This window comes from Rathayibacter sp. AY1H2 (genome assembly GCF_002931985.1).
Classification (GTDB): domain Bacteria; phylum Actinomycetota; class Actinomycetes; order Actinomycetales; family Microbacteriaceae; genus Rathayibacter.
The window spans coordinates 1-20,418 of record NZ_PSUV01000011.1; the positions used below are offsets into that span (position 1 = coordinate 1).

Consider the following 20,418-nt stretch of genomic DNA (forward strand, 5'->3'; position numbering starts at 1 on the left):
CCGGGGCGTCGGTGCGGGGGAACGGGTCAGACGACGCGCGGGTCGGACTCCTGGGTGTCGTCCTCAGGGATGTGGACGTCCTGGACGGTCACGTTGATCTCGGCGACCTCCATGCCTGCGATGTGCTGGATGGCGTCGGCGACGGCGGAGCGCACGTCCTCGGCGACCTTCTGCAGCGGCGCGGGGTACTCGGCGACGATGGTGATGTCGGCGGCGACCTGGCGCTCGCCGACCTCGACCTTGACGCCCTGGCCGCGGTCGTCGTTGCCGATCGCACTGCGGATGGCGCCGATCGCTCGGGCCGCTCCTCCGCCGAGGGCGTGGACGCCCGGGACCTCGCGCGCGGCGATGCCGGCGACCTTGGCGATGACGCCGTCCTCGATCACGGTGCGTCCGGATCCGGTGCTGGTCTGACGGGTGGTGGTCGCGGTGGTCTCGGCCATGGTCTCCTCTTTCGCTCGGGGCCCGATCGCTCGATCAGGCGGGGTATGCAGGTAGGACGCTCCGTCGACGCCGAACGTCACGGTCGGATCCGGCCCGCCCAGGCAACTGCCAGAGAGGAGGGCCGGGCCGGGCCGGTCCTCTCAGGAACGCGGTCGACGCCCGTCGATTCGCCCTCGGCCCGGTGCTGTGGTGGCATGGAGCCGTGACCGACGCGACCGCCCCGCAGGCGCCCCTCCCCGATCGGACGGCCGCGCGCATGCGCCCGCGCGCCCTGCTCGTCCTGGCCCTGATCGGAGCGGTCGGCGGGACCCTGTCGGGCGCGTTCGGCGTCGGCGGCGGGATCGTGATGGTGCCGATGCTGATCGCGTGGGCCGGGATGGACCAGCGCCGCGCCTCCGCCACCTCGCTGCTCGCGATCGCTCCGACCTCGGTCGCCGGAGCGTTCGGCTACGCCCTCGCCGGCCAGGTCGCCTGGGTCCCGGCGGCGGTGATCGCGGCTGCGGCGATGCTCGGGGCGGTGGCCGGATCCTGGCTGCTCGCGCGGCTGCCTCTGGGGGTGCTGCGCTGGATGTTCGTGGCGCTGCTCGTGGCCGCGGCGGTGCGGATGGCCGTGTTCGGCTCGAACGACACCGGCGACGTCGCCGAGGGCTGGGGCGTGTGGCCCGGATTCGCGGGGCTCGGCATCGGGATGGGCGTCGCCTCCGGCCTCTTCGGCATCGGCGGCGGAGCGATCGCCGTGCCGGTCCTGGTCGGCGCCTTCGGGCTCGCGGACCTCCTGGCCAAGGGCACCTCGCTCGCCGCGATGATCCCCACGGCGGTCACCGGCTCGATCGCGAACGCCCGGCGCGGCCTGCTCGACGTGCGCGCGGGCCTCGTGGTCGGGCTCACCGCCACGGCGTTCTCCTTCGCCGGAGTGGCGCTCTCCTTCCTCCTGCCGGCGCGCGTGTCCGGGATCCTCTTCGCGGTCCTCCTCCTGCTCGCGGCGGTGCAGCTCGCCCTTCGCGGGCGGCGCCGCTGAGCCCTGCACGACGCGGACCCCCGCCGTCAACGCCCTGTCCGATCCGTCGCAGACGCTCGTAGCGTCGTCGCGATCGGGCGCGGGCCCGGAGGGGCGGGAGCACGATGGAGCAGCAGCAGCAGCGGGATCAGCAGCACCGGCAGCAGCGGCGAGGGGGCGGCGCGAGCCTGCACCGGGACGTCGCACCCGGGGTGCACCGGCTCGAGCACGCCTGGACGAACCTCTACCTGATCGAGGAGGCGGGCCGGCTGACCGTCGTCGACGCCGGACTCCCGAGGACGTGGCCGCACCTGGTCCGCGCGCTGGAGGTGCTCGGCCGCTCGCTCGGCGACATCGACGCCCTCGTGCTGACCCACGCGCACTTCGACCACCTCGGCGTCGCCCGCAGCCTCGTCCGGCGGGGCGTCCCCGTGCACCTGCACGCGGCCGACCAGCCGCTCGCCGCGCAGCCCTACTCCTACCGCCGCCAGCGCACCCCGTTCGTGTACCCGCTGCTGCACCCCTCCGCGATCCCGGTGCTCGGCGCGATGGCCCGTGCCGGGGCGCTCGCGGTGCCGCCCGTGCACGGGACGCTGCCGCTGACCGCCGGACTGGTGCTCGACGTGCCCGGATCGCCCCGCGTGCTCGCGACTCCGGGGCACACCGACGGGCACGTCTCGCTGCACCTGCCCGAGCGCGACGCGGTGATCGGCGGAGACGCGCTGGTCACGCTCGACCCCTACTCCGCGCGCACCGGCCCGCACCTGGTCGCGCGCGCCGCCACCGCCGACACGGCGCAGTCCCTCGACTCGCTGCGGGTCCTCGCCGGGACCGGGGCGCGGACACTCCTCCCCGGCCACGGCGCGCCCTGGCGCCTGGGCGTCGCGGCGGCGGCCGAGCTCGCGGCGCGGACGCCGATCGCCTAGGGCGCGCCGCCGCAGGCCGCTCAGAGGCCGGTGGCCTGCCTCCCCGGCCGACCCGGCGCCGCAGCCGTGGCACCATCGGAGGTGATGTCGATCCCCGGTCCCGCATGAGCGCGGTCAGCTACCAGGCCGCGTCGATCCCCCTCCGCCTGGCCAGCGCCGGCATGGTCGTCGCCCTCCCCGTCCTCGCCGTCGAGCGTCTCGGCGACGTCGCGCTCGGCGGCGCCCTGACCGGAGCGGCGCTCTTCCCCGCCGTGATCGCCGCGCCGCTCGTCGGCACGGTGCTCGACCGGGTCCGCCGCCCCCGCCGGCTCCTGGTCGGCGCCGCGCTCACGACCGCCGTCGCCTTCGCGGTCGCCGCCTTCCTCGGCGAGGTGCCGACGCCGCTCATCGTGGTGCTGCTGCTCCTCGCGGGGCTCGCGACGCCCGTCTACATGGGCGGCATGTCGAGCTTCGTCACGAGCGCCATCCCGGAGCCGCGCCGCGCCTACGCGCAGGACTCGCTCTCGTACACGGTCGCCTCGATCAGCGGGCCGGCGATCGTGGGCCTCGCGGTCGGAGTCGGGGGAGCGCGGACCGCGATGCTCGCCATGGCGGTCCTCGCCCTCATCGGCGTCGTCGGGTCGCTCGGCCTCGCCATGGAGGCCCGTCCGGCGCCGACCGTCGGCGTGCTGCGGACGATCGTCGCGGGCGTCACCCACCTCGTGCGGCACCGTCCGATCGCGGTGGTCACCTCGGCGGGCACCCTCAGCCAGGTCGCGGGCGGAGCGGCGGGAGTCGCGGCGATCAGCCTCTCTGTGGAGCGGCTGGGCAGCACCGACGCCGCCGCGTGGATCCTGACCGCCTTCGCCGTGGGCGGCCTGCTCGGCGCCCTCGCCGTGGCGGCCCGCCGCTGGACCCGCCGTCCGCCGGCGTGGACCATGGGCGCCGCCTACATCGCGACCGGCGCCGTCCTCCTGGTCGCCGTTCCCGACCTGGGCGTCGTCGTGGCGATCGCCGCCTTCGCGGTCGCGGGCGTCTTCACGGCCCCCTCGAACGCGGCGATGCTGCTGCTGCGCGACGAGGAGAGCCCCGCCACCGTCCGCTCGCAGGTGTTCACGATCGGCGCGGGGCTGCGCTCCGCCGCCGCGGCCGTCGGCGCCGTGCTGGCGGGAGCGGCGGCCGGCCTCGGAGCCTCCTGGCTCGTCGCGGGGATCGCCGTCGTCTGGATCGGCTCCGGCCTGCTGCTGCGGCTGTTCCCCGCGCGCGACCGCGACTGACCCGGGCCGCGCGCGGAGCGCTCGGCGGGACCGGCACCGCCGCGCGCGGAGATCGCGATCAGGCCGCGACGCCCGCCAGCGTGCCCGTGCTCGGCCCGTTCGGGTCGGTGATCATGCAGTTGATCGTCCGGTCGCCCGTGCCCCAGCTCTCGGCGGTCGGGTAGTAGTAGCTGAAGTCGTACGCCGAGTCCTGGTAGCCGATCCCGGTGAACGATTCGAACGCCGTGACGCAGTCGGTCTCGGCCTGCTCCGTCGCGACGGACTCGCCCGGGTACTCGTCGGCGTCGGCCATCGTCAGGTTCTGGAACACCTCGTAGACGTGCGGGTCGGTGCAGGGCACGGTCGGCACGTCGGTGACCTCGGTCGCCTCCTCGCTGAGCTCGCCGTTCAGGCAGTCGCCCACGCGCAGCTGGAAGACGTCGGTCGTCCCGCCCTCGGTGATCTCCCCGGTCTCGTCGTCGCGGGTCTCGCCTCCCATCAGGCCGTTCAGGCCCGAGCAGCCGGTCAGGCCGAGGGCGAGGGCCGCGCCGGCGGCCAGGACGAGGGCGGTTCTGCGGCGGTTCATGGCGACTCCCGGGATCAGCGGTACGGAGGTGTTCCTGTGACGACTCCCAGGCTAGAGGTGCAGGGCATCCGTCCCGAGGGGGATGCACTCGATCCGGATCTCCACTTTCCGGAGTAGCGGACGCTCAGCCCCGTCCGGTCGAATGGGGTCATGGCTCAGAAGACGGTCGCAGACCAGCTCATCGCTCAGCTCATCGACGCCGGCGTCTCCCGCATCTACGGGATCGTCGGGGACTCGCTGAATCCGATCGTCGACGCGGTGCGCCGCAGCGGCGGCTCCGAGAAGGGAGGCATCGACTGGATCCACGTGCGCAACGAGGAGGCGGCCGCCTTCGCCGCCGGCGCGGAGGCGCAGCTCACCGGGCGCCTCGCCGTCTGCGCCGGCAGCTGCGGCCCCGGCAACCTGCACCTGATCAACGGCCTCTACGACGCGCACCGCTCCTCCGCCCCGGTGCTCGCCATCGCGAGCCACATCCCGAGCAACGAGATCGGCTCGTCCTACTTCCAGGAGACGCACCCGGACAGGCTCTTCGTCGAGTGCTCGAACTACCGCGAGCTGATCTCGACCGCCGCCCAGGCCCCGCGGGTCGTCAACGCCGCGATGCGCAGCGCGGTGGCGCTCCGCGGAGTCGCCGTGGTCACCCTCCCCGGCGACATCGCCGAGCTGGAAGCGGTGGACGGCTTCCCCGCGTTCGTGCTGCCGTCGACGCCCGTCCTGGTCCCCGCCGACGCCGACGTCCGCGCCCTCGCGGCCGCGATCGACCAGGCGCGGACCGTCGCGATCTTCGCGGGCGCCGGAGTGCAGAACGCGCACGACGAGGTCGTCGCCTTCGCCGAGCTGGTGGGCGCGCCCGTCGGGCACAGCCTGCGCGGCAAGGAGTGGATCCAGTACGACAACCCCTACGACGTCGGCATGACGGGCCTCCTCGGCTACGGAGCGGCGCACGCCGGCATGCACGACGCCGACCTGCTCCTCCTCCTCGGCACCGACTTCCCCTACGAGCAGTTCCTCCCCGACGCCTCGAAGGTCGTGATCGCGCAGGTCGACAGCGACGCCTCGAAGCTCGGTCGCCGCGTCAGCGTCGCGCACCCCGTCCACGGCGACGTGGCGGCGACCCTCACCGCGCTGACCCCGCTCGTGCAGCGGAAGGACCACCGCTTCCTCGACAAGACGCTGAAGAAGCACGAGAAGCTGGTCACCGGAGTCGTCGGGAAGTACACCGAGGTCGGCACGCGCAGCCCGATCCACCCCGAGCTCGTCGCCTCCTCGCTCGACGGCCTGCTCTCCGAGGACGCGATCGTCACCGCCGACACCGGCATGGGCAACGTCTGGCAGGCCCGCTACATCACCCCCAACGGGAAGCGGCGCCTGCTCGGCTCGTACATGCACGGCTCGATGGCGAACGCGCTGCCGCAGGCGGTCGGCGCGCAGCTCTCGCACCCGGGGCGCCAGGTCGTCTCGCTGAGCGGCGACGGCGGGCTCTCGATGCTGATGGGCGAGCTGGTCACGGTCGCCGCCTACCGGCTGCCCGTGACGATCGTCGTGTTCAACAACTCCACGCTCGGGCTGGTGAAGGTCGAGATGCTGGTCGACGGCTTCCCGGACTTCGCCGTCGACGTGCCGATGGTCGACTACGCGAAGGTGGCGGAGGCGATAGGAATCCGCGGAATCCGCGTCGAGGACCCGCGAGACGTGGAGGAGGCCCTCCGCTCGGCGCTCGCCGACGGCGGCCCGGTCCTCGTCGACGTGGTGACGGATCCGCTCGCCCTCTCGCTCCCGCCCACGATCACGGGCGCGCAGGTGAAGGGCTTCGCGCTGGCGGTCTCGAAGATCGTGATGAACGGAGGAGCGGGCGAGGCCGTCGCGCTGGCCCGCACCAACATCAAGCACGCCCTCCGATGATCGACGCCCGGGCGCTCGCGAGCGGCACCTGGTTCGTCCGGGGCTCCTCGCTGCCGCTCTGGCGCTCGCGGTCGGGGGTGGCGATCACGTACGCGCCGCTCCCGACCGGCGGGATCGGCGACGTCGTCAGCTGGCGCGGCCGCACGCGCTCGCACTACGTGGTCGGGATCGACACCCCCGACCCGCACGATCCGTCCGGCTTCCGCTGGCGCGGCGTCGAGCCGCTGACCCTCCTCGCCCGCAGCCGCTGGTCGTTCGTGGCCGCCGACGACGAGGCGGGCTGGGCGCTCACCCGCTTCGCCCGGACGCCGTTCACGCCAGCCGGCGTCGACGTGTACGTCCGCGAGCCGCACCCGGCCCGCGGCGTCCTCGCGGCGGCGCTCGCCGCCTGCGCCGCCGACCCGCGCACGTCCGCGCTGCGCCCGCGCCTCTTCGAGGTCGCGCCCTGACTCCTGAGCGCGCGCCCTCCCGTGAGGCGTCACGAACGGTCGTCACCCTGCCCGGATGACGACCGTTCGCGACCCCTCGGCGGTCGTCGATGCGGGGATCGTTCCGCGAGTGCTCGTCGCAGGCGCTCGACGGAGCGCTCGGGGTGGGGGACGAACTCGGCGCCGACGATGCGGACGACGCGGACGCCGATCGAGGCGAGGTCGTCGTAGCGGCCGAGGTCGCGCGCGAAGCGCCGGTTGCTGGTGCGGTGATCGTCGCCCTCGTACTCCCACGCGACCCGCTCCGCGGGGTACCAGCCGTCCGGCCGCCCGACGAAGACCCCGTCGGAGTCGAACAGCGGCTCCTGCAGCACCGGCTCCGGGAGCCCCGCCCGCATGGACGCGAGCCGGAACCGCGACTCCTGCCGCGACTCCGCCCCGTCGCGCACCAGAGCGAGCGCGGCGCGGAGTCGCACCGAGCCCCGACCGCGGAAGGCCGACACGCGCTCCCGCAGGTCGGGCAGCGGCACCCAGGGCCGTTGATCCGCCGGATCGCCGACGACCGGCGTGCGCACCAGCGCGTCGCCCACCGCGACGAGGTCGTCCGGCTCGAGGAGCGCGGAGAGATGGCAGAAGAGCGAGGCCGGATCGGTGAGGGGGAGTCCGCGGCGGAGGACACGGCGGACGTCGGGATCGGCGAGGGCGTGGCCGACGACGTTCCGGTGCCGGGGAGCGCGTCCCGGCCGGCGGACGCTGACGTGCACCGGCTCGTCCGCAGCGGCGGGCGGGAGGTCGAGCGGCCAGAGCCGCGCCGCCGTCACGTGGCTCAGGAGAGCCTCCGGACCGACCAGCGCGAGGAGCGCCTGCGCGCGCAGGCGCAGGTCGGGGTCGGGGTCGGCGGTGCGGACCCCGTGGAAGGGCCGGTGGAGGTCGGAGCTGCGGAGCCGCCCGCGGCTCAGTCCGCTCGCGCGAGCGTCAGCGACGGTGAAGGCGCGGCCGCGGAGTCCGATCGGAAGGGGCGAGGGATCGTGCATCCGGCCACTGTCCCGCCTCCCGATCCTCGTGAACCGGTTCTCCACAGGTCGGATCCTGCGCCCCTCCCGCTCGACCGCGTCCAGGCGTCACGAACGGTCGTCATCCTGCCCGGATGACGACCGTTCGTGACGCCTCGGCGGGCCCCTGAAGCCCGCCGGGCGCGTCACTCGCCGAGCGTGATCGCCTGCGCCTCGACGAGCTCGAGCTCGGGCTCGTGGGCGTCGGCGCGGGCCAGGGTGCGGCGTCCGAGCAGCACGATCAGCGCGGCGACGGCGACCGCTCCGGCCGCGGCGTACATCGGGAAGGCCGGCGAGATCGCGGCGGCCAGGGCGGACGCGGCGGGCGGGGCGATCGCGCCGCCGAGGAAGCGGACGCCGGAGTAGGCGGACGAGGCGACGGAGCGGGGCAGGTCGGTCGCCTCCATCACGCACTCGGTGAGCACCGTGTTGACGACTCCGAGCAGCAGGCCGCCGACGATGATGCAGACGATCAGGCCGACGCGCGACGAGATCACGAGGCCGCCGGCGATCAGGTCGAGCGCGAGCAGCAGCAGCACCGAGCGCAGCACGACGGTGCGCGGGAGGCGCCGGGTGAGCAGCGGAGCGACGAACACGGAGGTGACCGCCACGCCCAGGCCCCAGCCGAAGAACGTGAAGCCGAGGCCCATCTCGTCCAGCCCGAGCGGGTAGGGCGTGTAGGCGAGCAGCACGAAGAAGCCGATGTTGTAGAACAGGGCGGCGCCCGCCAGCGTGCGGATGGCCGGGACCTTGAGGGCCGCGAAGGGCGCCGAGAGCGGAGTCGGAGCGGGCTTGGGGCCGTCCTCGCGCAGGAGCGTCGCGATGGCGATGAAGCCGATGGCCATCAGCACGGCGGTCCCGAAGAACGGACCGCGCCACGAGACGCTGCCGAGGAGCCCGCCGAGCAGCGGGCCGATGGCGATGCCGATGCCCAGCGCGGCCTCGTAGAGCACGATCGCCGCGGAGGAGCCTCCGCTCGCCGCGCCGACGATGGTCGACAGCGCGGTCGAGATGAACAGCGCGTTGCCGAAGCCCCAGCCCGCGCGGAAGCCGATGACGCCCTCGACGCTGCCCGCCGTGCCGGCGAGCGCGGCGAACACCACGATCAGCACCAGGCCGATCATGAGGGTCTTCTTGGCGCCGATGCGGCTGGAGAGCCAGCTGGTGAAGAACATCACGACGCCGGTGATGACGAGGTAGCTCGTGAAGAGCAGGGAGGTCTCGGTCGGAGTCGCCTGCAGGCTCTCGGCGATGGCCGGGAGGATCGGGTCGACCAGGCCGATCCCCATGAAGGCGATCACCGCGGCGAAGGCGACGGCCCAGACGGCCAGCGGCTGCTTCAGGATCGAGCCCTGGGCGGGCGAGTGGGGGGAGGTGGTCACGGCGTGGAGCCTTTCTCGGGGGAAGAGGGGACGGGGGTGCCGGCGATCCGGGCGACGCGGGCCTCGACGAGGGTCGCGGCGCGCTCGAGGGCGAGGCGGTCGTCCTCGTCGAGGTCCTCGAACAGCGGGGCGAGAGCGGCCTCGAGGCGGAGCCGGTGCTCGGCGAGGGCGTCGAAGCCGGCGGGAGTGCCCTCGATGAGCCAGGCGCGGCCGTCGCCGGCGTCGTGGACGCGGCGGATCCAGCCGGCCTCGTCGAGCCGGGCGATGATGCCGGTCATCGTCGGCTGGGTGACGCGGACCCGCTCGGCGAGCTCGCCGAGGCGGGAGGGGGAGGCGGTGCGCAGCTCGGCGAGCGTCGACCAGACGGCTCCGGACTGCGCGCCGAGCCCGGTCGCGCCGCTCGCCCGGCCCGCGAACCGCGTGAGGGCGGTGGCGGCGGAGGCGAGACGCACGGGGGCACTGGGATCGGGCACGAGAAACAATATAGCATGCCTATGTAGTTCGGTGGAGGGCGCTTCGAGTCCACCCTCCATCGTGCGCACTCACTGACGTTCTCCTCCGCTTCTGTGACAGGATCATCCGTATTCGCGCGTCCACTCCCGCGATCACCGACGGAAAGAGAAGTCATGTCCCCCAGCGAGCACGACGTCGTCGTGATCGGAGCCGGTGCCACCGGACTCACCGCGGCGCTCCGGCTGCAGCAGCACGGCCTCGACGTCGTCGTCGTCGAGGCGCGCGAGCGCGTGGGCGGGCGGCTCGAGACCCGCGTGGTCGACGGGCAGCTCCTCGAGCTCGGCGGCCAGTGGGTCTCGCCGGACCAGACGGCGCTCCTCGAGACCCTCGACGAGCTCGGCCTCGGCACCTACTCCCGCTACCGCGAGGGCGAGAGCGTCTACATCGGCGCCGACGGCTCCGCTCGCCGCTTCACCGGCGACATCTTCCCGGGGAGCGAGCGCACCGAGTCCGAGATCTCCCGTCTGATCGAGGTGCTCGACCGCCTCGTCGCCGAGACGGATCCGGCGGCGCCGTGGACGCACCCGCTCGCCCGCGACTACGACCGCATCACCTTCGCCGCCTGGCTGGAGCAGCAGAGCGACGACGAGGAGGCACGGGCCAACATCGCCCTCTTCCTCGCCGACGCCATGCTCACCAAGCCGGCGCACGCCTTCTCCCTCCTCCAGGCGCTCCTCATGGCCGCGAGCGCGGGGAGCTTCAGCAACCTGGTCGACGCCGACTTCATCCTCGACAAGCGCGTGATCGGCGGCCTCCAGCAGGTCCCGGAGCGGCTCGCCGAGCGCCTCGGCGCCGAGCGCGTCCTGCTCGGGCACCCGGTCCGCTCCGTCCGCCACGGCGACGACGGGGTCGAGGTGCGCGCCGACGGCGTCGTCCTCCGCGCCCGCCGCGCGATCGTCGCCGTGCCGCCGAACCTCGTCGGCCGCATCTCGTTCGACCCGCCGCTCCCGCGCCTGCGGCAGCAGGCCCTGCAGCACCAGTCGCTCGGCCTCGTGATCAAGGTGCACGCCACGTACGCCACGCCCTTCTGGCGCGCCGACGGCCTCTCCGGCACCGCGTTCAGCCCGCACTCGCTCGTGCACGAGGCCTACGACAACTCGAACCACGGGGAGGAGCGCGGCACCCTGGTCGGCTTCGTCTCGGACGAGAAGGCCGACCGCGTGCTCGCGCTCGACGAGGCGGAGCGGAAGGCCGCGATCCTCGACTCGCTCGCCGCCTACTTCGGCCCGGCCGCACTCGATCCGGTCGTCTACTACGAGAGCGACTGGGCGTCCGAGGAGTGGACGCAGGGCGCGTACGCCGCGAGCTTCGACCTGGGCGGGCTGACCCGGTACGGCGCGCTGCAGCTGGAGCCGGTGGGTCCGCTCCGCTTCGGCACGAGCGACCTCGCCGCCGAGGGCTACCAGCACGTCGACGGCGCCATCCGCGTCGGCAGGCGCCTGGCACAGGAGATCATCGACGAGGACGGCGCGACCGCACCGGCCCCCCAGCGCGAAGGAGCACAGCCCGCATGAGCACCCACTACGCCGTGATCGACCCGGCCACGGGGGAGACCCACCGCGAGTACCCGACCCTCGGCGACGCCGAGCTGACCGCGGCGATCGGCGCGGCGCAGGACGCGTACTCCTCCTGGTCGCGGACCGTGCCCGTCGCGACCCGCGCGGCGCTGATCGCCCGCGTGGCAGAGCTGCACGTCGAGCGCGCCGACGAGCTCGCGGCGATCATCGTCCGCGAGATGGGCAAGCCGCTCGACCAGGCGCAGGGCGAGGTCGGCTTCGCCGCCGACATCTACCGCTACTACGCCGAGAACGGCGAGGCCTTCCTCGCCGACGAGCCGATCGAGCTCGCCGAGGGCACCGGCTCCGCGCTGATCCGCCGCGCCGGGCTGGGCGTGCTGCTGGGCATCATGCCGTGGAACTTCCCCTACTACCAGGTGGCCCGCTTCGCCGGCCCGAACGTGGTCGCGGGCAACACGATCCTGCTCAAGCACGCGCCGCAGTGCCCGGAGTCGGCCGCCGCCATCGCCGACATCTTCCATACCGCGGCCGAGGAGCTGGGCGCGCCCGCCGGCGTCTACGTGAACCTCTACGCCACGAACGAGCAGGCCGCGACCGTCATCGCCGACCCCCGGGTCCAGGGTGTCTCCGTCACCGGTTCCGAGCGGGCCGGCGCGGCCGTCGCGGAGCTCGCGGGCCGGCACCTGAAGAAGGTCGTGCTCGAGCTCGGCGGCTCCGACCCGTTCGTGCTCCTGTCGACCGACGACCTCGACAAGGCGGTCGAGGACGCGGTCGCCGCGCGCCTGGACAACAACGGCCAGTCCTGCAACGCCGCGAAGCGCTTCATCGTGATCGACGAGCTGTACGACGCGTTCGCCGAGAAGTTCACGGAGGCGTTCACCCGCGCCCAGCCGGCCGATCCGTTCGCGGAGGGCACCCTCCTCGGCCCGCTCTCCTCCTCCGCCGCGACGGAGCGCCTCGAGGCGCAGCTGGCGGCCGCGCGCGAGCAGGGGGCCACCGTCCGCGCCAGCGGCGAGGTGACCGGCAACTTCTTCCCGCCCGCCGTGCTCGAGGGCGTCACGCCCGAGATGGACGCCTACCGCGAGGAGTTCTTCGGCCCCGTCGCCGCGCTCTACCGCGTCCGCGACGAGGACGAGGCGATCGCCCTCGCGAACGACACCCCCTACGGCCTCGGCTCCTACCTCTACACGACCGACCAGGAGCAGGCGCTGCGCCTGGCGGACCGGATCGACGCCGGCATGGTCTGGATCAACCTCGTCCTCGGCGACGCGGCCGAGCTGCCCTTCGGCGGCGTGAAGCGCTCGGGCACCGGCCGCGAGATGGGCCGCCCCGCCCTCGAGGAGTTCGTGAACAAGAAGCTCATCCGCATCGCGTGAGACGGGCGCGGGCCGGGCCCCGGAGTCGATCCGGAGCCCGGCCCGCAGCCGCTCGGCCTGCGCCCGCTCACTTCTTCGTCAGCGACGACTCCTTGTGCGCGGCCTTCGCGTCGGTCTTGTCGCTCTGCACGATCCAGTAGGGCTCGTCGTCCGAGGCGTTGAACTTCTGCCCCTCGAACTGGAACTCCTTCGTCTTCTTCTCGACCAGCTCGCCGTGGGTCTCGCCCTGCGAGGTGTTCCAGCTGATCTTGTCGCCCTTCTTCACGAGGCGGCTCCTCTCTCTCGGTCGCGCCGGAGCGCGGTGGTCCCCTCGCGCGGGAGCGCGATGGTGGTGGTGACGTCGACGATCGCCGGAGCGGCGGGCGCCGACGAGAAGCCGAACCGCACGGGCGGCGAGAGCGGGCGCAACGGGCCGAGGTCCTCCTCCGCCAGCACCGCGTGGACGCCCTCGACGCGGCGGATCGCCCGCACGCCGTAGTACTCGCGGCGTCCGTGCCCGGCCGACCCGGCCGTACTGACCCCGCGGACGAGCAGGGAAGCGACCGGCGAGATCGCGGTCAGCCATGCCGGGTGCTCGGCGAGCGGTCGCGGAACGATCCGCAGCAGCCGGCCGAGCGCAGTGAGACCGCCGAGCTCCAGTCGCACCGCGAGCGGTCCGGCCGAGACGGACAGGCCGCCCGCGATCCTCCGCCACGACACCGGCGCGATCCGCACCTCGTCGAACGCGTACGTCGACCCGATGAAGTCCGCGACCTCGCGGGTCGGTGCGATCAGGAGGCGGTGGCCGTCGCCGTCCTCGACCATCGCGTCGGCGAACGGGCCGAAGGGGGTGTCCTCCCAGAGGCCCAGCACGATCCTCGTGCCCGAGGACGTGCCGAACCCCGCGATGCGCCCGCCGAAGCGGAGGAGCCGCGGGGTCCGGCCGGTCATCAGGAGGCCGAGCGCAGCAGCGTGAACGAGCCGTCGCGCACGATCAGCGTGGTGACCTCGCCCTCGACGACCTGCTCCGGGTCGCTCGAGGCGGCCAGCGTCCACTCGGCGCCGGGCGCCTCGGGAACGGTGAACTCGACGCCGTTCTCCGCCGCGTTCAGCAGCAGGGCGAAGCTCGCGCTGCCCTCGTGCTCGAACACGAAGGTGATCGAGCGGGCGTCGGGGTTGTCCCAGTCCTCGTCGGCGAAGCCCTGCGCGTCGGAGCGGAGGATGTCGACCGTGTCGGGGCCGCCGTCGCCGGGGGCGCGGCGGAACCACTTCGGGCGCAGCGCCGGCTCCGCGGCGCGGAGGGCGATCAGCTCCTGGGTGAAGGCGAGCAGCTCGCGGTCCGCGTTCTCCCAGTCGAACCACGAGATCTCGTCGTCCTGGCAGTAGGCGTTGTTGTTGCCGCCCTGGGTGCGGGCGATCTCGTCGCCGCCCAGGATCATCGGCACGCCGGCCGAGAGCAGCAGCGTCGCGAGGAAGTTGCGGCGCATGCGGTCGCGGCGCTCGTTGACCGCCTCGTTCTCGGTCGGGCCCTCGGCGCCGTTGTTGGAGGAGCGGTTGTCGCTCTCGCCGTCGTTGTTGTCCTCGCCGTTGGCCGCGTTGTGCTTGCGCGAGTAGGCGGTGAGGTCGGCGAGGGTGAAGCCGTCGTGCGCGGTGACGAAGTTGATGCTGGAGACCGGCGAGCGGCGGTCGGCCTCGTACACGTCGGGGGAGCCGAGGACGCGCTGCGCGGTCGTGCCGAGCACCGAGTCGGCGCCGTTCCAGAAGTCGCGCACGTCGTCGCGGAACTTCCCGTTCCACTCCGACCAGTCCGCGGGGAAGCCGCCGACCTGGTAGCCGGCGGTGTCCCACGGCTCGGCGATCATCTTGACGGGCGCGAGCACCGGGTCCTGCGCGATCAGGTCGAGGAAGGCGCTGTGCACCTCGGCCTCACCGGTCTGGCGGGTGAGGGTGGTGGCGAGGTCGAAGCGGAAGCCGTCGATGTGCATCTCGGTCACCCAGTAGCGCAGCGAGTCCATGATCAGGCCGAGCGCGGCCGGGTGCGCGACGTTGAGGCTGTTGCCGGTGCCGGTGGTGTCGAAGTAGTTCGCGCGGTCCTCCTCCACCAGTCGATAGTAGGAGCCGTTGTCGATGCCCTTGAACGAGAGGGTGGGGCCCTTGTCGTTGCCCTCGGCGGTGTGGTTGTAGACCACGTCGAGGATGACCTCGAGGCCGGCCTCGTGGAACGCCTTGACCATGGCCTTGAACTCGTCGACCTGCGAGCCGTCGTCCCCGGCGTGCGAGTACTCGTTGTGCGGCGCGAAGAAGCCGAGGGAGTTGTAGCCCCAGTAGTTGCGCAGGCCCTTCTCCTCGAGGTGCGAGTCCTGCACGAACTGGTGCACGGGGAGCAGCTCGACCGAGGTCACGCCCAGGTCGGTGAAGTGCTTGATCGCGGCGGGGTGCGCGAGGCCGCGGTAGGTGCCGCGGATGTCCTCGGGCACGTCGGGGTGCAGCTTCGTGAAGCCCTTCACGTGCACCTCGTAGACGACGGTCTCCTCGAGCGGGATGCGCGGCGCGGTGTCGCCGCTCCAGTCGAAGGAGTCGGGATCGGTGACGACGCAGCGGGGGACCGCGTGCGCGGAGTCGGCGTCGTTGCGGGTGTCGGCGTCCTCGTAGAACTGGCCGAAGACGTCCTCGGACCAGGTGTACGAGCCCTCGATCGCGGTGGCGTGCGGGTCGAGGAGGAGCTTGGCGGCGTTGTGGCGGAGGCCGTTGGCGGGGTCCCAGGGGCCGTCGACGCGCAGTCCGTAGCGGGTGCCGATGCCCATCTCGGGGACGAGGCCGTGGAAGACGTGGCCGGTCCGCTCGGTGAGGGCGACGCGGGTCTCTGCTCCGGACTCGTCGAAGAGGCAGACCTCGACGCTGTCCGCGGTCTCGGAGTAGACGGCGACGTCGGCGCCGGCGTCGCCGCGGAGGGAGACGCCGAGGGGATACGGGAAGGAACGGGGGGATGCGGGCATGCGTCCATCCTGACCGGGCGGCTCCGGTAGCTTCGCGCCCTTGTCGCCGCGCCCGCCTCCCGCTAATCTTCCAGGCCCTCCCTTCGACACGGCGCCCTCCGCGGGCATATAGTCAGCTGGCTTACTAAATCCTCGGAGGAGAGCGTCGTGCGCAACCGCAAGTGGATCGGGCTGGTCGTCATCAGCCTCGGAGTGGCGACGATCATCGTCGACTCGACCATCGTCAACGTCGCCATCCCGTCGATCGTCGCCGATCTCGGGATCACCTCGACCCAGGTGCAGTGGGTGCAGGAGTCGTACACGCTCGTGTTCGCCGCGCTCCTGCTGGTCTTCGGCACGCTCGCCGACCGCTGGGGCCGGCGCCGCATGCTTATCGTCGGCGTCTCGCTCTTCGCGCTCTCCTCCGTCGCGGCGGCCCTCGCTCCGACCGGCGACCTGCTGATCCTCTCCCGGGTCGTGCAGGGCGTCGGAGGAGCGATGGTGCTGCCGACGACCCTCTCGCTGATCAACGCCACCTTCCGCGGGCGCGAGCGCGCCATCGCCTTCGCCGTCTGGGGCTCGACCATCGGCGGCATGACCGCGGTCGGCCCGCTGCTCGGCGGCTGGCTCACCACCGACTTCTCCTGGCGCTGGGCGTTCGGCATCAACATCCCGCTCGGCGTGATCATCGTGGTCGGAGCGCTGCTGTTCGTCGACGAGTCGCGGCAGCCCGACGGGCGGAGGGTCGACCTCGTCGGCGCCGCGCTCTCGATCATCGCCTCCGCCTCCCTCGTGTTCGCCCTCATCGAGGGGCGCACCCTCGGCTGGTGGGGCGTCGACGAGCGGCTGAGCGTCGGCGGCTGGAGCTGGCCGCTCGGCCTCTCACCGGTCCCGATCGCGTTCGCCGTCGCGGTGCTCGCCGGGGTCGCCTTCGTCCTCTGGGCGCGGGCCCGCGAGCGCGCCGGGCGCTCGGCGATGCTCGCGATCGGGCTCTTCCGCCTCGCCTCGTTCCGCAACGGCAACCTCGCCGCGATGATCGTCTCGCTCGGCGAGTTCGGGATCATCCTGGCGCTGCCGATCTGGCTCCAGAGCGTCCTCGGCTACACGGCCGTGCAGACCGGCCTGGTGCTCCTCGCGCTCGCGCTCGGCTCCTTCGTCGCCTCGGGCTTCGCCGGCGCCTTCGGCAACAGGGTCGCGCCGGTGCTGATCGTGCGGGTGGGTCTCGCGGCCGAGATCGTCGGCGTCGCGGGCATCGGCCTGGTCGTCTCCGACTCCACCCCGTGGTGGGCCCTCGTCCCGTTCCTCGCCGTCTACGGCTTCGGCGTCGGCCTCGCGACGGCGCAGCTGACCGGGGTCGTGCTCCGGGACGTGCCCGTCGAGCTCAGCGGGCAGGGCTCGGGCACGCAGTCGACCGCGCGGCAGATCGGCTCGGCGCTGGGCATCGCCGTGCTCGGGACGATCCTCTACACCTCGACCGCGGGGGTCCTCACGACCTCGCTCGAGCAGCAGGGCCTCCCCGCGGAGCAGGTCGCGAGCACCGTCGACGCGGTGGTCGACTCCTCCGGCGCCGCGATCGCCGGGCTGGCCGCCTCACCGGACACCGCCGACGCGGCCCGGGCGGCGGGCGAGGCGTTCTCGGACGGCACCCGCTACGCGGCCTTCGCCGCCGCCGGGTTCCTCGCCGTCGGCTTCCTGGCCACGCTCTCGCTCGGCCGCCCGGCAGAGGAGGAGGAGCCGGAGGTCAGCTCAGCGGAGCCGAGTCGTCGGCGGTGAAGACGATCTTGCCGATCGTGCGGTCGGCGCCGGTCGCTCGGCGCGACAGCACGTCGACGACGTCGCCCAGCGGATGCACGGCGCCCGGCCGGGGCCGCAGCTCGCCGGAGGTGGCGAGCGAGACCGCGCGCCCGATCCGCTCCGCCGTCGCCACCACGATCATGTTGCGCACCCGCGGGCGGTCGCGGCGGACGAGGCCCGTCGCCTGCGAGACCAGCGCCGGACCGCTCGGCACCAGCGTCGCGATGCGCCCGCCCTCGGCGAGGAGGATCGCCGCGTCGTCGACCGGCAGGTGGCCGGAGACGTCGACGACCACGTCGAAGCGGCCGCCCAGCACCCCGAGGTCGAGCGCGCGGTAGTCGTGCGGCTCGGCGCCGAGCGAGCGGAGCAGGTCGGCGGAGGCGGCCGAGCCGGTGGCCGCGACCGTGCAGCCCGCCCGCACCAGCAGCTGGATCGTCGGATCGCCGATGGCTCCCGAGCCGCCGCTGACGAGGACGCGCTCGCCGGCGCGCACGTGCAGTGCGTCCACCAGGCCCACCGCGGTGCCGCCCGACATCGCGAGCGTGACGGCCTCGACGAAGCCGAGGGAGTCGGGCATCGGGACGAGCGAGCGGCTGCGCGCGATGGACGCGTCGGCGAAGGCGTCGCCGTCGCGGGTCATCCCCACCACGCGGTCGCCGATCGCGACCGAGTGCGACCCCGGGCCGAGCGCCTCGACGGTGCCGGCGATGTCGAGGCCGAACCCGTAGGGACGGGAGCGGCCGACGGCCATGATCCGCGCGGAGCCGGACAGGATCTTCTCGTCGGTCGCGTTGATGCTCGCCGCGCGTGTGCGCACCAGGACCTCGCCGCGACCCGGCATCGGCACCGGCGCCTCCCGCCACGAGAGCAGATCGGGCCCGCCGAACCTGTCGTACCCGAGTCGTCGCATGTCGCTCCCGTCGTCCGTGCCAGCCCCCCGAGCCTAGGGCGTGACCGCTGAGCGGAGGCGTCGCGGGCGCCCGGCGGAACCCCCTCCGGTGCCCGCGGGCCCGGTGCTACCGTGGCGGCCATGAGCGCAGACGACAGCCCCGAGTTCGCAGGCTTCGAGGCCACCCCCTCCACCGATGCGGAGAAGGCCGACGACGTCCGCCCCGCCGACGCCGAGGTCGAGGAGAACACGACGGCCGACGAGAGCCGCGACCCGGACCACGGCTACGACCCGATGAGCGAGAGCGGCTCCGAGAACGCCCCCGAGGACGAGGTCGGCCCCCGCGAGGACGAGGAGGGCCTGCTTCCCCCCGGCAGCACCGCCGAGGGAGCCGGCACCGCGCTCGGCGCCGACGCCGTCGAGGGCGGCGAGCCCCTGGGCGAGAACGCGAGCGCCGGCACCCCCGGCCAGCTCGCCGACGAGCGCTGGCGCACCAACGGCATCAACCCGCTGGGTTGAGCCTTCTTCCGCGGCGGTCCCCGCCCGCCGCGGCGCAGTCGGCTACTCGGGATGGCTGGGCGGGTGGAGCGTCCTGCGTCCAGCTACGACGGACCGCTGACACGCGTTCCGCCGGTTCGCCTCGCGGACACAGCGGCGGTGGACGCCCGGCCGCGCGGGCCATCGACTCCTCCATCCACGGCCACGGCGGCGCGCCGTGAGGCGAACCGTCGAAACGCGTTCCAGCGTTTCGGCGTAGCCGGACGCGACCCGCTCCACCTGCCCGGCTGTCTGCGGGAGCCGACCGCGCCGCGGCGGGCGGGGACCGCCGCGGGAGTGAACATCGCCGGAGGCGAACCGTCGAAACGCGTTCCAGCGTTTCGGCGTAGCCGGTCGCGACACGCTCCACCTGCCCGGCCACTCCTGGGAGCCGACCGCGCCGCGGCGGGCGGGGACCGCCGCGGGAGTGAACACCGCCGTGAGGCGAACCGTCGAAACGCGTTCCAGCGTTTCGGCGTAGCCGGTCGCGACTCGCTCCACCTGCCCGGCCACTCCTGGGAGCCGACCGCGCCGCGGCGGGCGGGGACCGCCGCGCAACAAACACAGCTGGCGTTCCGGTTGCTCGGAGGAGGAGCAGGGGTGGGCGCCGTAGCGTTCCGGGAGCGCGGCACGCCGGTCGCGCGGACGGGGAGTCCCATGTCGTTGTTCCTGAACCGCACTCGTGAGGTCCGATGGACCGAGGACGAGAGGCGGGCGCTGGCCGAGGCGGTGGCGGAGGACCGGGCCGACGCCTGGCGCGGAGTGGGTGCGCTGGATCGCACCGTCGTCGTCTCGACCGAGGATCCCGGCGTCCGCGGCGGCGCGCGCTGGCCCACCGATCACCGTGCGTTCCTGCGCGTCGACCGCGGCGCCTCCGTGGTGCTCGCTACCGACGGGCTGAGCGATCCCTTCGACCGGCTCGCGCATCCCGGCACCGGTCTCGGCCTCGAGCTGTGCCTCGAGACGTCCGCCGTCCGCGGCGTCCCCACCGCCGAGCTCTGGAACCACTGGCACTTCCGCCTGCTGTACGAGGCCGCCCGACGGGCCGCCCTCCAGGGGGTGTGCTGCCGCAGCTCCCTCGACACGGCGCGGCTCGCGAACGTCGCGGCGCCGCCCGCCTGGACCGATGAGCAGGGCACCGTCGGCGTCCTCCTGGGCCTGCGCAGCCCCGGCCTGCCCGAGCGGCTCGACCTGGCGACCGGTCACGCCGACCTGGTCACCCTCACGCCGCTGCGGCCGCAGGAGCACGCCCGGGCGTCGGTCGACGCGGGCGCCCGTGCCGAGATCGCCGAGCGCCTCCGGGCCCTGTCGCACGAGGAGCTCGTGCACACGGCCCGGCCGCTCGTGGTCTGAGGAGCGTCGCGGCTCAGGAGCCCTCGGCCGGCTCCGGCACCACGGTCATCTCGCCGGTGTTGTTCGCGCTCGCGATGAACTGCTCGATCCACAGGCGGTTCAGCGACGGCCGCTTGCTGCCGTGGAACCGGAAGTGCAGCGGAGTCGTCGGGTGCACCCAGACGGAGCTGCGGCCGTAGCCGGACGACTCCGGCTCGCTCCAGGAGAGGCTGAACGACTCGTTCCGCCGCATCTTGGTGAACATCGCGACCTTGAGGTGCGCGAGGAGCCGGTCCTCGAAGTCGATCTCGAGTGATTGCGGTCCGTAGATCAGTCGTCCCATTGTCTCCGCCGTGAAGTCGTGCCGACGCGCCGGAGTCCCGGACGGCGTCGCGGGCTCCGTGAGCTCGGGAGCCGCCACGGAGAGGATACCGATCCTGCGGCCCGGAGGGGTGGCACGGGTTTCGCCTCCGCCGGCCGGGGGCGTAATCACCCCGTCAACGACGGACGCCCCGCCGACCGGATCCGGGGATCCTGGTCGACGGGGCGTCGTA

Annotated in this window: 20 protein-coding genes; 10 read left to right on the forward strand and 10 right to left on the reverse strand. The window is 73.4% G+C overall.

Annotated elements, in window-relative coordinates; all coding sequences use genetic code 11:
- Nucleotides 1–26 precede the first annotated feature (26 nt).
- Nucleotides 27–443 (reverse strand): Asp23/Gls24 family envelope stress response protein, encoded by a 417-nt coding sequence (locus C5C29_RS09335; protein WP_104225148.1) that lies wholly within the window; start codon nt 441–443, stop codon nt 27–29.
- A 203-nt stretch (nt 444–646) separates the two neighbouring features.
- Here C5C29_RS09335 and C5C29_RS09340 point away from each other — a divergent pair, with 203 nt between their 5' ends.
- The 3 genes from C5C29_RS09340 (at nt 647) to C5C29_RS09350 (ending at nt 3,623) form a co-directional block, all read left to right on the forward strand.
- Complete coding sequence (locus tag C5C29_RS09340; protein WP_104233037.1) at nt 647–1,462, forward strand: sulfite exporter TauE/SafE family protein; 816 nt, start codon at nt 647–649, stop codon at nt 1,460–1,462.
- A gap of 104 nt (nt 1,463–1,566) precedes the next feature.
- Nucleotides 1,567–2,367, forward strand: coding sequence for an MBL fold metallo-hydrolase (locus C5C29_RS09345; protein WP_104308320.1), 801 nt, complete (start codon nt 1,567–1,569; stop codon nt 2,365–2,367).
- A gap of 104 nt (nt 2,368–2,471) precedes the next feature.
- Nucleotides 2,472–3,623, forward strand: coding sequence for an MFS transporter (locus C5C29_RS09350; RefSeq protein ID WP_104308321.1), 1,152 nt, complete (start codon nt 2,472–2,474; stop codon nt 3,621–3,623).
- A gap of 58 nt (nt 3,624–3,681) precedes the next feature.
- Here the strand turns inward: C5C29_RS09350 and C5C29_RS09355 are convergent, their stop codons facing one another.
- Nucleotides 3,682–4,188: a septum formation family protein gene (locus C5C29_RS09355; RefSeq protein ID WP_104226088.1), complete on the reverse strand. Its 507-nt coding sequence runs from the start codon at nt 4,186–4,188 to the stop codon at nt 3,682–3,684.
- A gap of 150 nt (nt 4,189–4,338) precedes the next feature.
- Here C5C29_RS09355 and C5C29_RS09360 point away from each other — a divergent pair, with 150 nt between their 5' ends.
- The gene (locus tag C5C29_RS09360) at nt 4,339–6,090 is read left to right on the forward strand and encodes a pyruvate dehydrogenase (RefSeq protein ID WP_104308322.1); all 1,752 of its coding nucleotides are present in this window, start codon (nt 4,339–4,341) and stop codon (nt 6,088–6,090) included.
- A complete protein-coding gene (locus C5C29_RS09365) occupies nt 6,087–6,539 on the forward strand; it encodes a hypothetical protein (protein WP_104226090.1) in 453 nt (150 codons plus the stop codon). Before C5C29_RS09360 ends, C5C29_RS09365 begins: the two co-directional genes overlap by 4 nt.
- 29 nt (nt 6,540–6,568) lie before the next feature.
- Here C5C29_RS09365 and C5C29_RS09370 read toward each other — a convergent pair whose 3' ends face one another.
- The 3 genes from C5C29_RS09370 to C5C29_RS09380 all read right to left on the reverse strand — a co-directional run bounded on the left by C5C29_RS09370 (nt 6,569) and on the right by C5C29_RS09380 (nt 9,425).
- Nucleotides 6,569–7,552 (reverse strand): hypothetical protein, encoded by a 984-nt coding sequence (locus C5C29_RS09370; RefSeq protein ID WP_104308323.1) that lies wholly within the window; start codon nt 7,550–7,552, stop codon nt 6,569–6,571.
- Between the two features lie 164 nt (nt 7,553–7,716).
- Entirely contained in the window at nt 7,717–8,952 is a 1,236-nt protein-coding gene (locus C5C29_RS09375) for an MFS transporter (RefSeq protein ID WP_104308324.1), read from the reverse strand.
- Entirely contained in the window at nt 8,949–9,425 is a 477-nt protein-coding gene (locus C5C29_RS09380; RefSeq protein ID WP_146084654.1) for a MarR family winged helix-turn-helix transcriptional regulator, read from the reverse strand. The genes C5C29_RS09375 and C5C29_RS09380 overlap by 4 nt, the downstream gene beginning before the upstream one ends.
- A 153-nt stretch (nt 9,426–9,578) precedes the next feature.
- On the opposite strand from C5C29_RS09380, the gene C5C29_RS09385 reads away from it, so the two are divergent.
- Nucleotides 9,579–10,979, forward strand: coding sequence for an NAD(P)/FAD-dependent oxidoreductase (locus C5C29_RS09385; protein WP_104308326.1), 1,401 nt, complete (start codon nt 9,579–9,581; stop codon nt 10,977–10,979).
- The gene (locus C5C29_RS09390; RefSeq protein WP_104308327.1) at nt 10,976–12,358 is read left to right on the forward strand and encodes an NAD-dependent succinate-semialdehyde dehydrogenase; all 1,383 of its coding nucleotides are present in this window, start codon (nt 10,976–10,978) and stop codon (nt 12,356–12,358) included. The genes C5C29_RS09385 and C5C29_RS09390 overlap by 4 nt, the downstream gene beginning before the upstream one ends.
- Nucleotides 12,359–12,425: 67 nt before the next feature.
- Here the strand turns inward: C5C29_RS09390 and C5C29_RS09395 are convergent, their stop codons facing one another.
- Genes C5C29_RS09395 through glgX form a run of 3 tightly spaced genes read right to left on the reverse strand, consistent with a single transcriptional unit; the run spans nt 12,426 to nt 15,333 of the window.
- Nucleotides 12,426–12,623: a DUF2945 domain-containing protein gene (locus tag C5C29_RS09395; protein WP_056866275.1), complete on the reverse strand. Its 198-nt coding sequence runs from the start codon at nt 12,621–12,623 to the stop codon at nt 12,426–12,428.
- On the reverse strand, nt 12,620–13,288 hold the full coding sequence (locus tag C5C29_RS09400) for a hypothetical protein (protein WP_104308328.1): 669 nt from the start codon (nt 13,286–13,288) through the stop codon (nt 12,620–12,622). The genes C5C29_RS09395 and C5C29_RS09400 overlap by 4 nt, the downstream gene beginning before the upstream one ends.
- The gene (gene glgX, locus C5C29_RS09405; protein ID WP_104308329.1) at nt 13,288–15,333 is read right to left on the reverse strand and encodes a glycogen debranching protein GlgX; all 2,046 of its coding nucleotides are present in this window, start codon (nt 15,331–15,333) and stop codon (nt 13,288–13,290) included. The genes C5C29_RS09400 and glgX overlap by 1 nt, the downstream gene beginning before the upstream one ends.
- A gap of 147 nt (nt 15,334–15,480) precedes the next feature.
- Between glgX and C5C29_RS09410 the strand changes: the two genes are divergently transcribed.
- Nucleotides 15,481–17,085 (forward strand): DHA2 family efflux MFS transporter permease subunit, encoded by a 1,605-nt coding sequence (locus tag C5C29_RS09410; protein WP_104246954.1) that lies wholly within the window; start codon nt 15,481–15,483, stop codon nt 17,083–17,085.
- Here C5C29_RS09410 and C5C29_RS09415 read toward each other — a convergent pair.
- Nucleotides 17,054–18,016, reverse strand: coding sequence for an NADP-dependent oxidoreductase (locus tag C5C29_RS09415; RefSeq protein ID WP_104267194.1), 963 nt, complete (start codon nt 18,014–18,016; stop codon nt 17,054–17,056). The genes C5C29_RS09410 and C5C29_RS09415 overlap by 32 nt on opposite strands.
- A gap of 120 nt (nt 18,017–18,136) precedes the next feature.
- On the opposite strand from C5C29_RS09415, the gene C5C29_RS09420 reads away from it, so the two are divergent.
- The gene (locus tag C5C29_RS09420) at nt 18,137–18,514 is read left to right on the forward strand and encodes a hypothetical protein (RefSeq protein ID WP_104314845.1); all 378 of its coding nucleotides are present in this window, start codon (nt 18,137–18,139) and stop codon (nt 18,512–18,514) included.
- 675 nt (nt 18,515–19,189) lie between these two features.
- On the forward strand, nt 19,190–19,885 hold the full coding sequence (locus tag C5C29_RS09425) for a hypothetical protein (protein WP_104308330.1): 696 nt from the start codon (nt 19,190–19,192) through the stop codon (nt 19,883–19,885).
- A gap of 13 nt (nt 19,886–19,898) precedes the next feature.
- Here the strand turns inward: C5C29_RS09425 and C5C29_RS09430 are convergent, their stop codons facing one another.
- Nucleotides 19,899–20,285, reverse strand: coding sequence for a hypothetical protein (locus C5C29_RS09430; protein ID WP_258059373.1), 387 nt, complete (start codon nt 20,283–20,285; stop codon nt 19,899–19,901).
- Between the last annotated feature and the right edge of the window lie 133 nt (nt 20,286–20,418).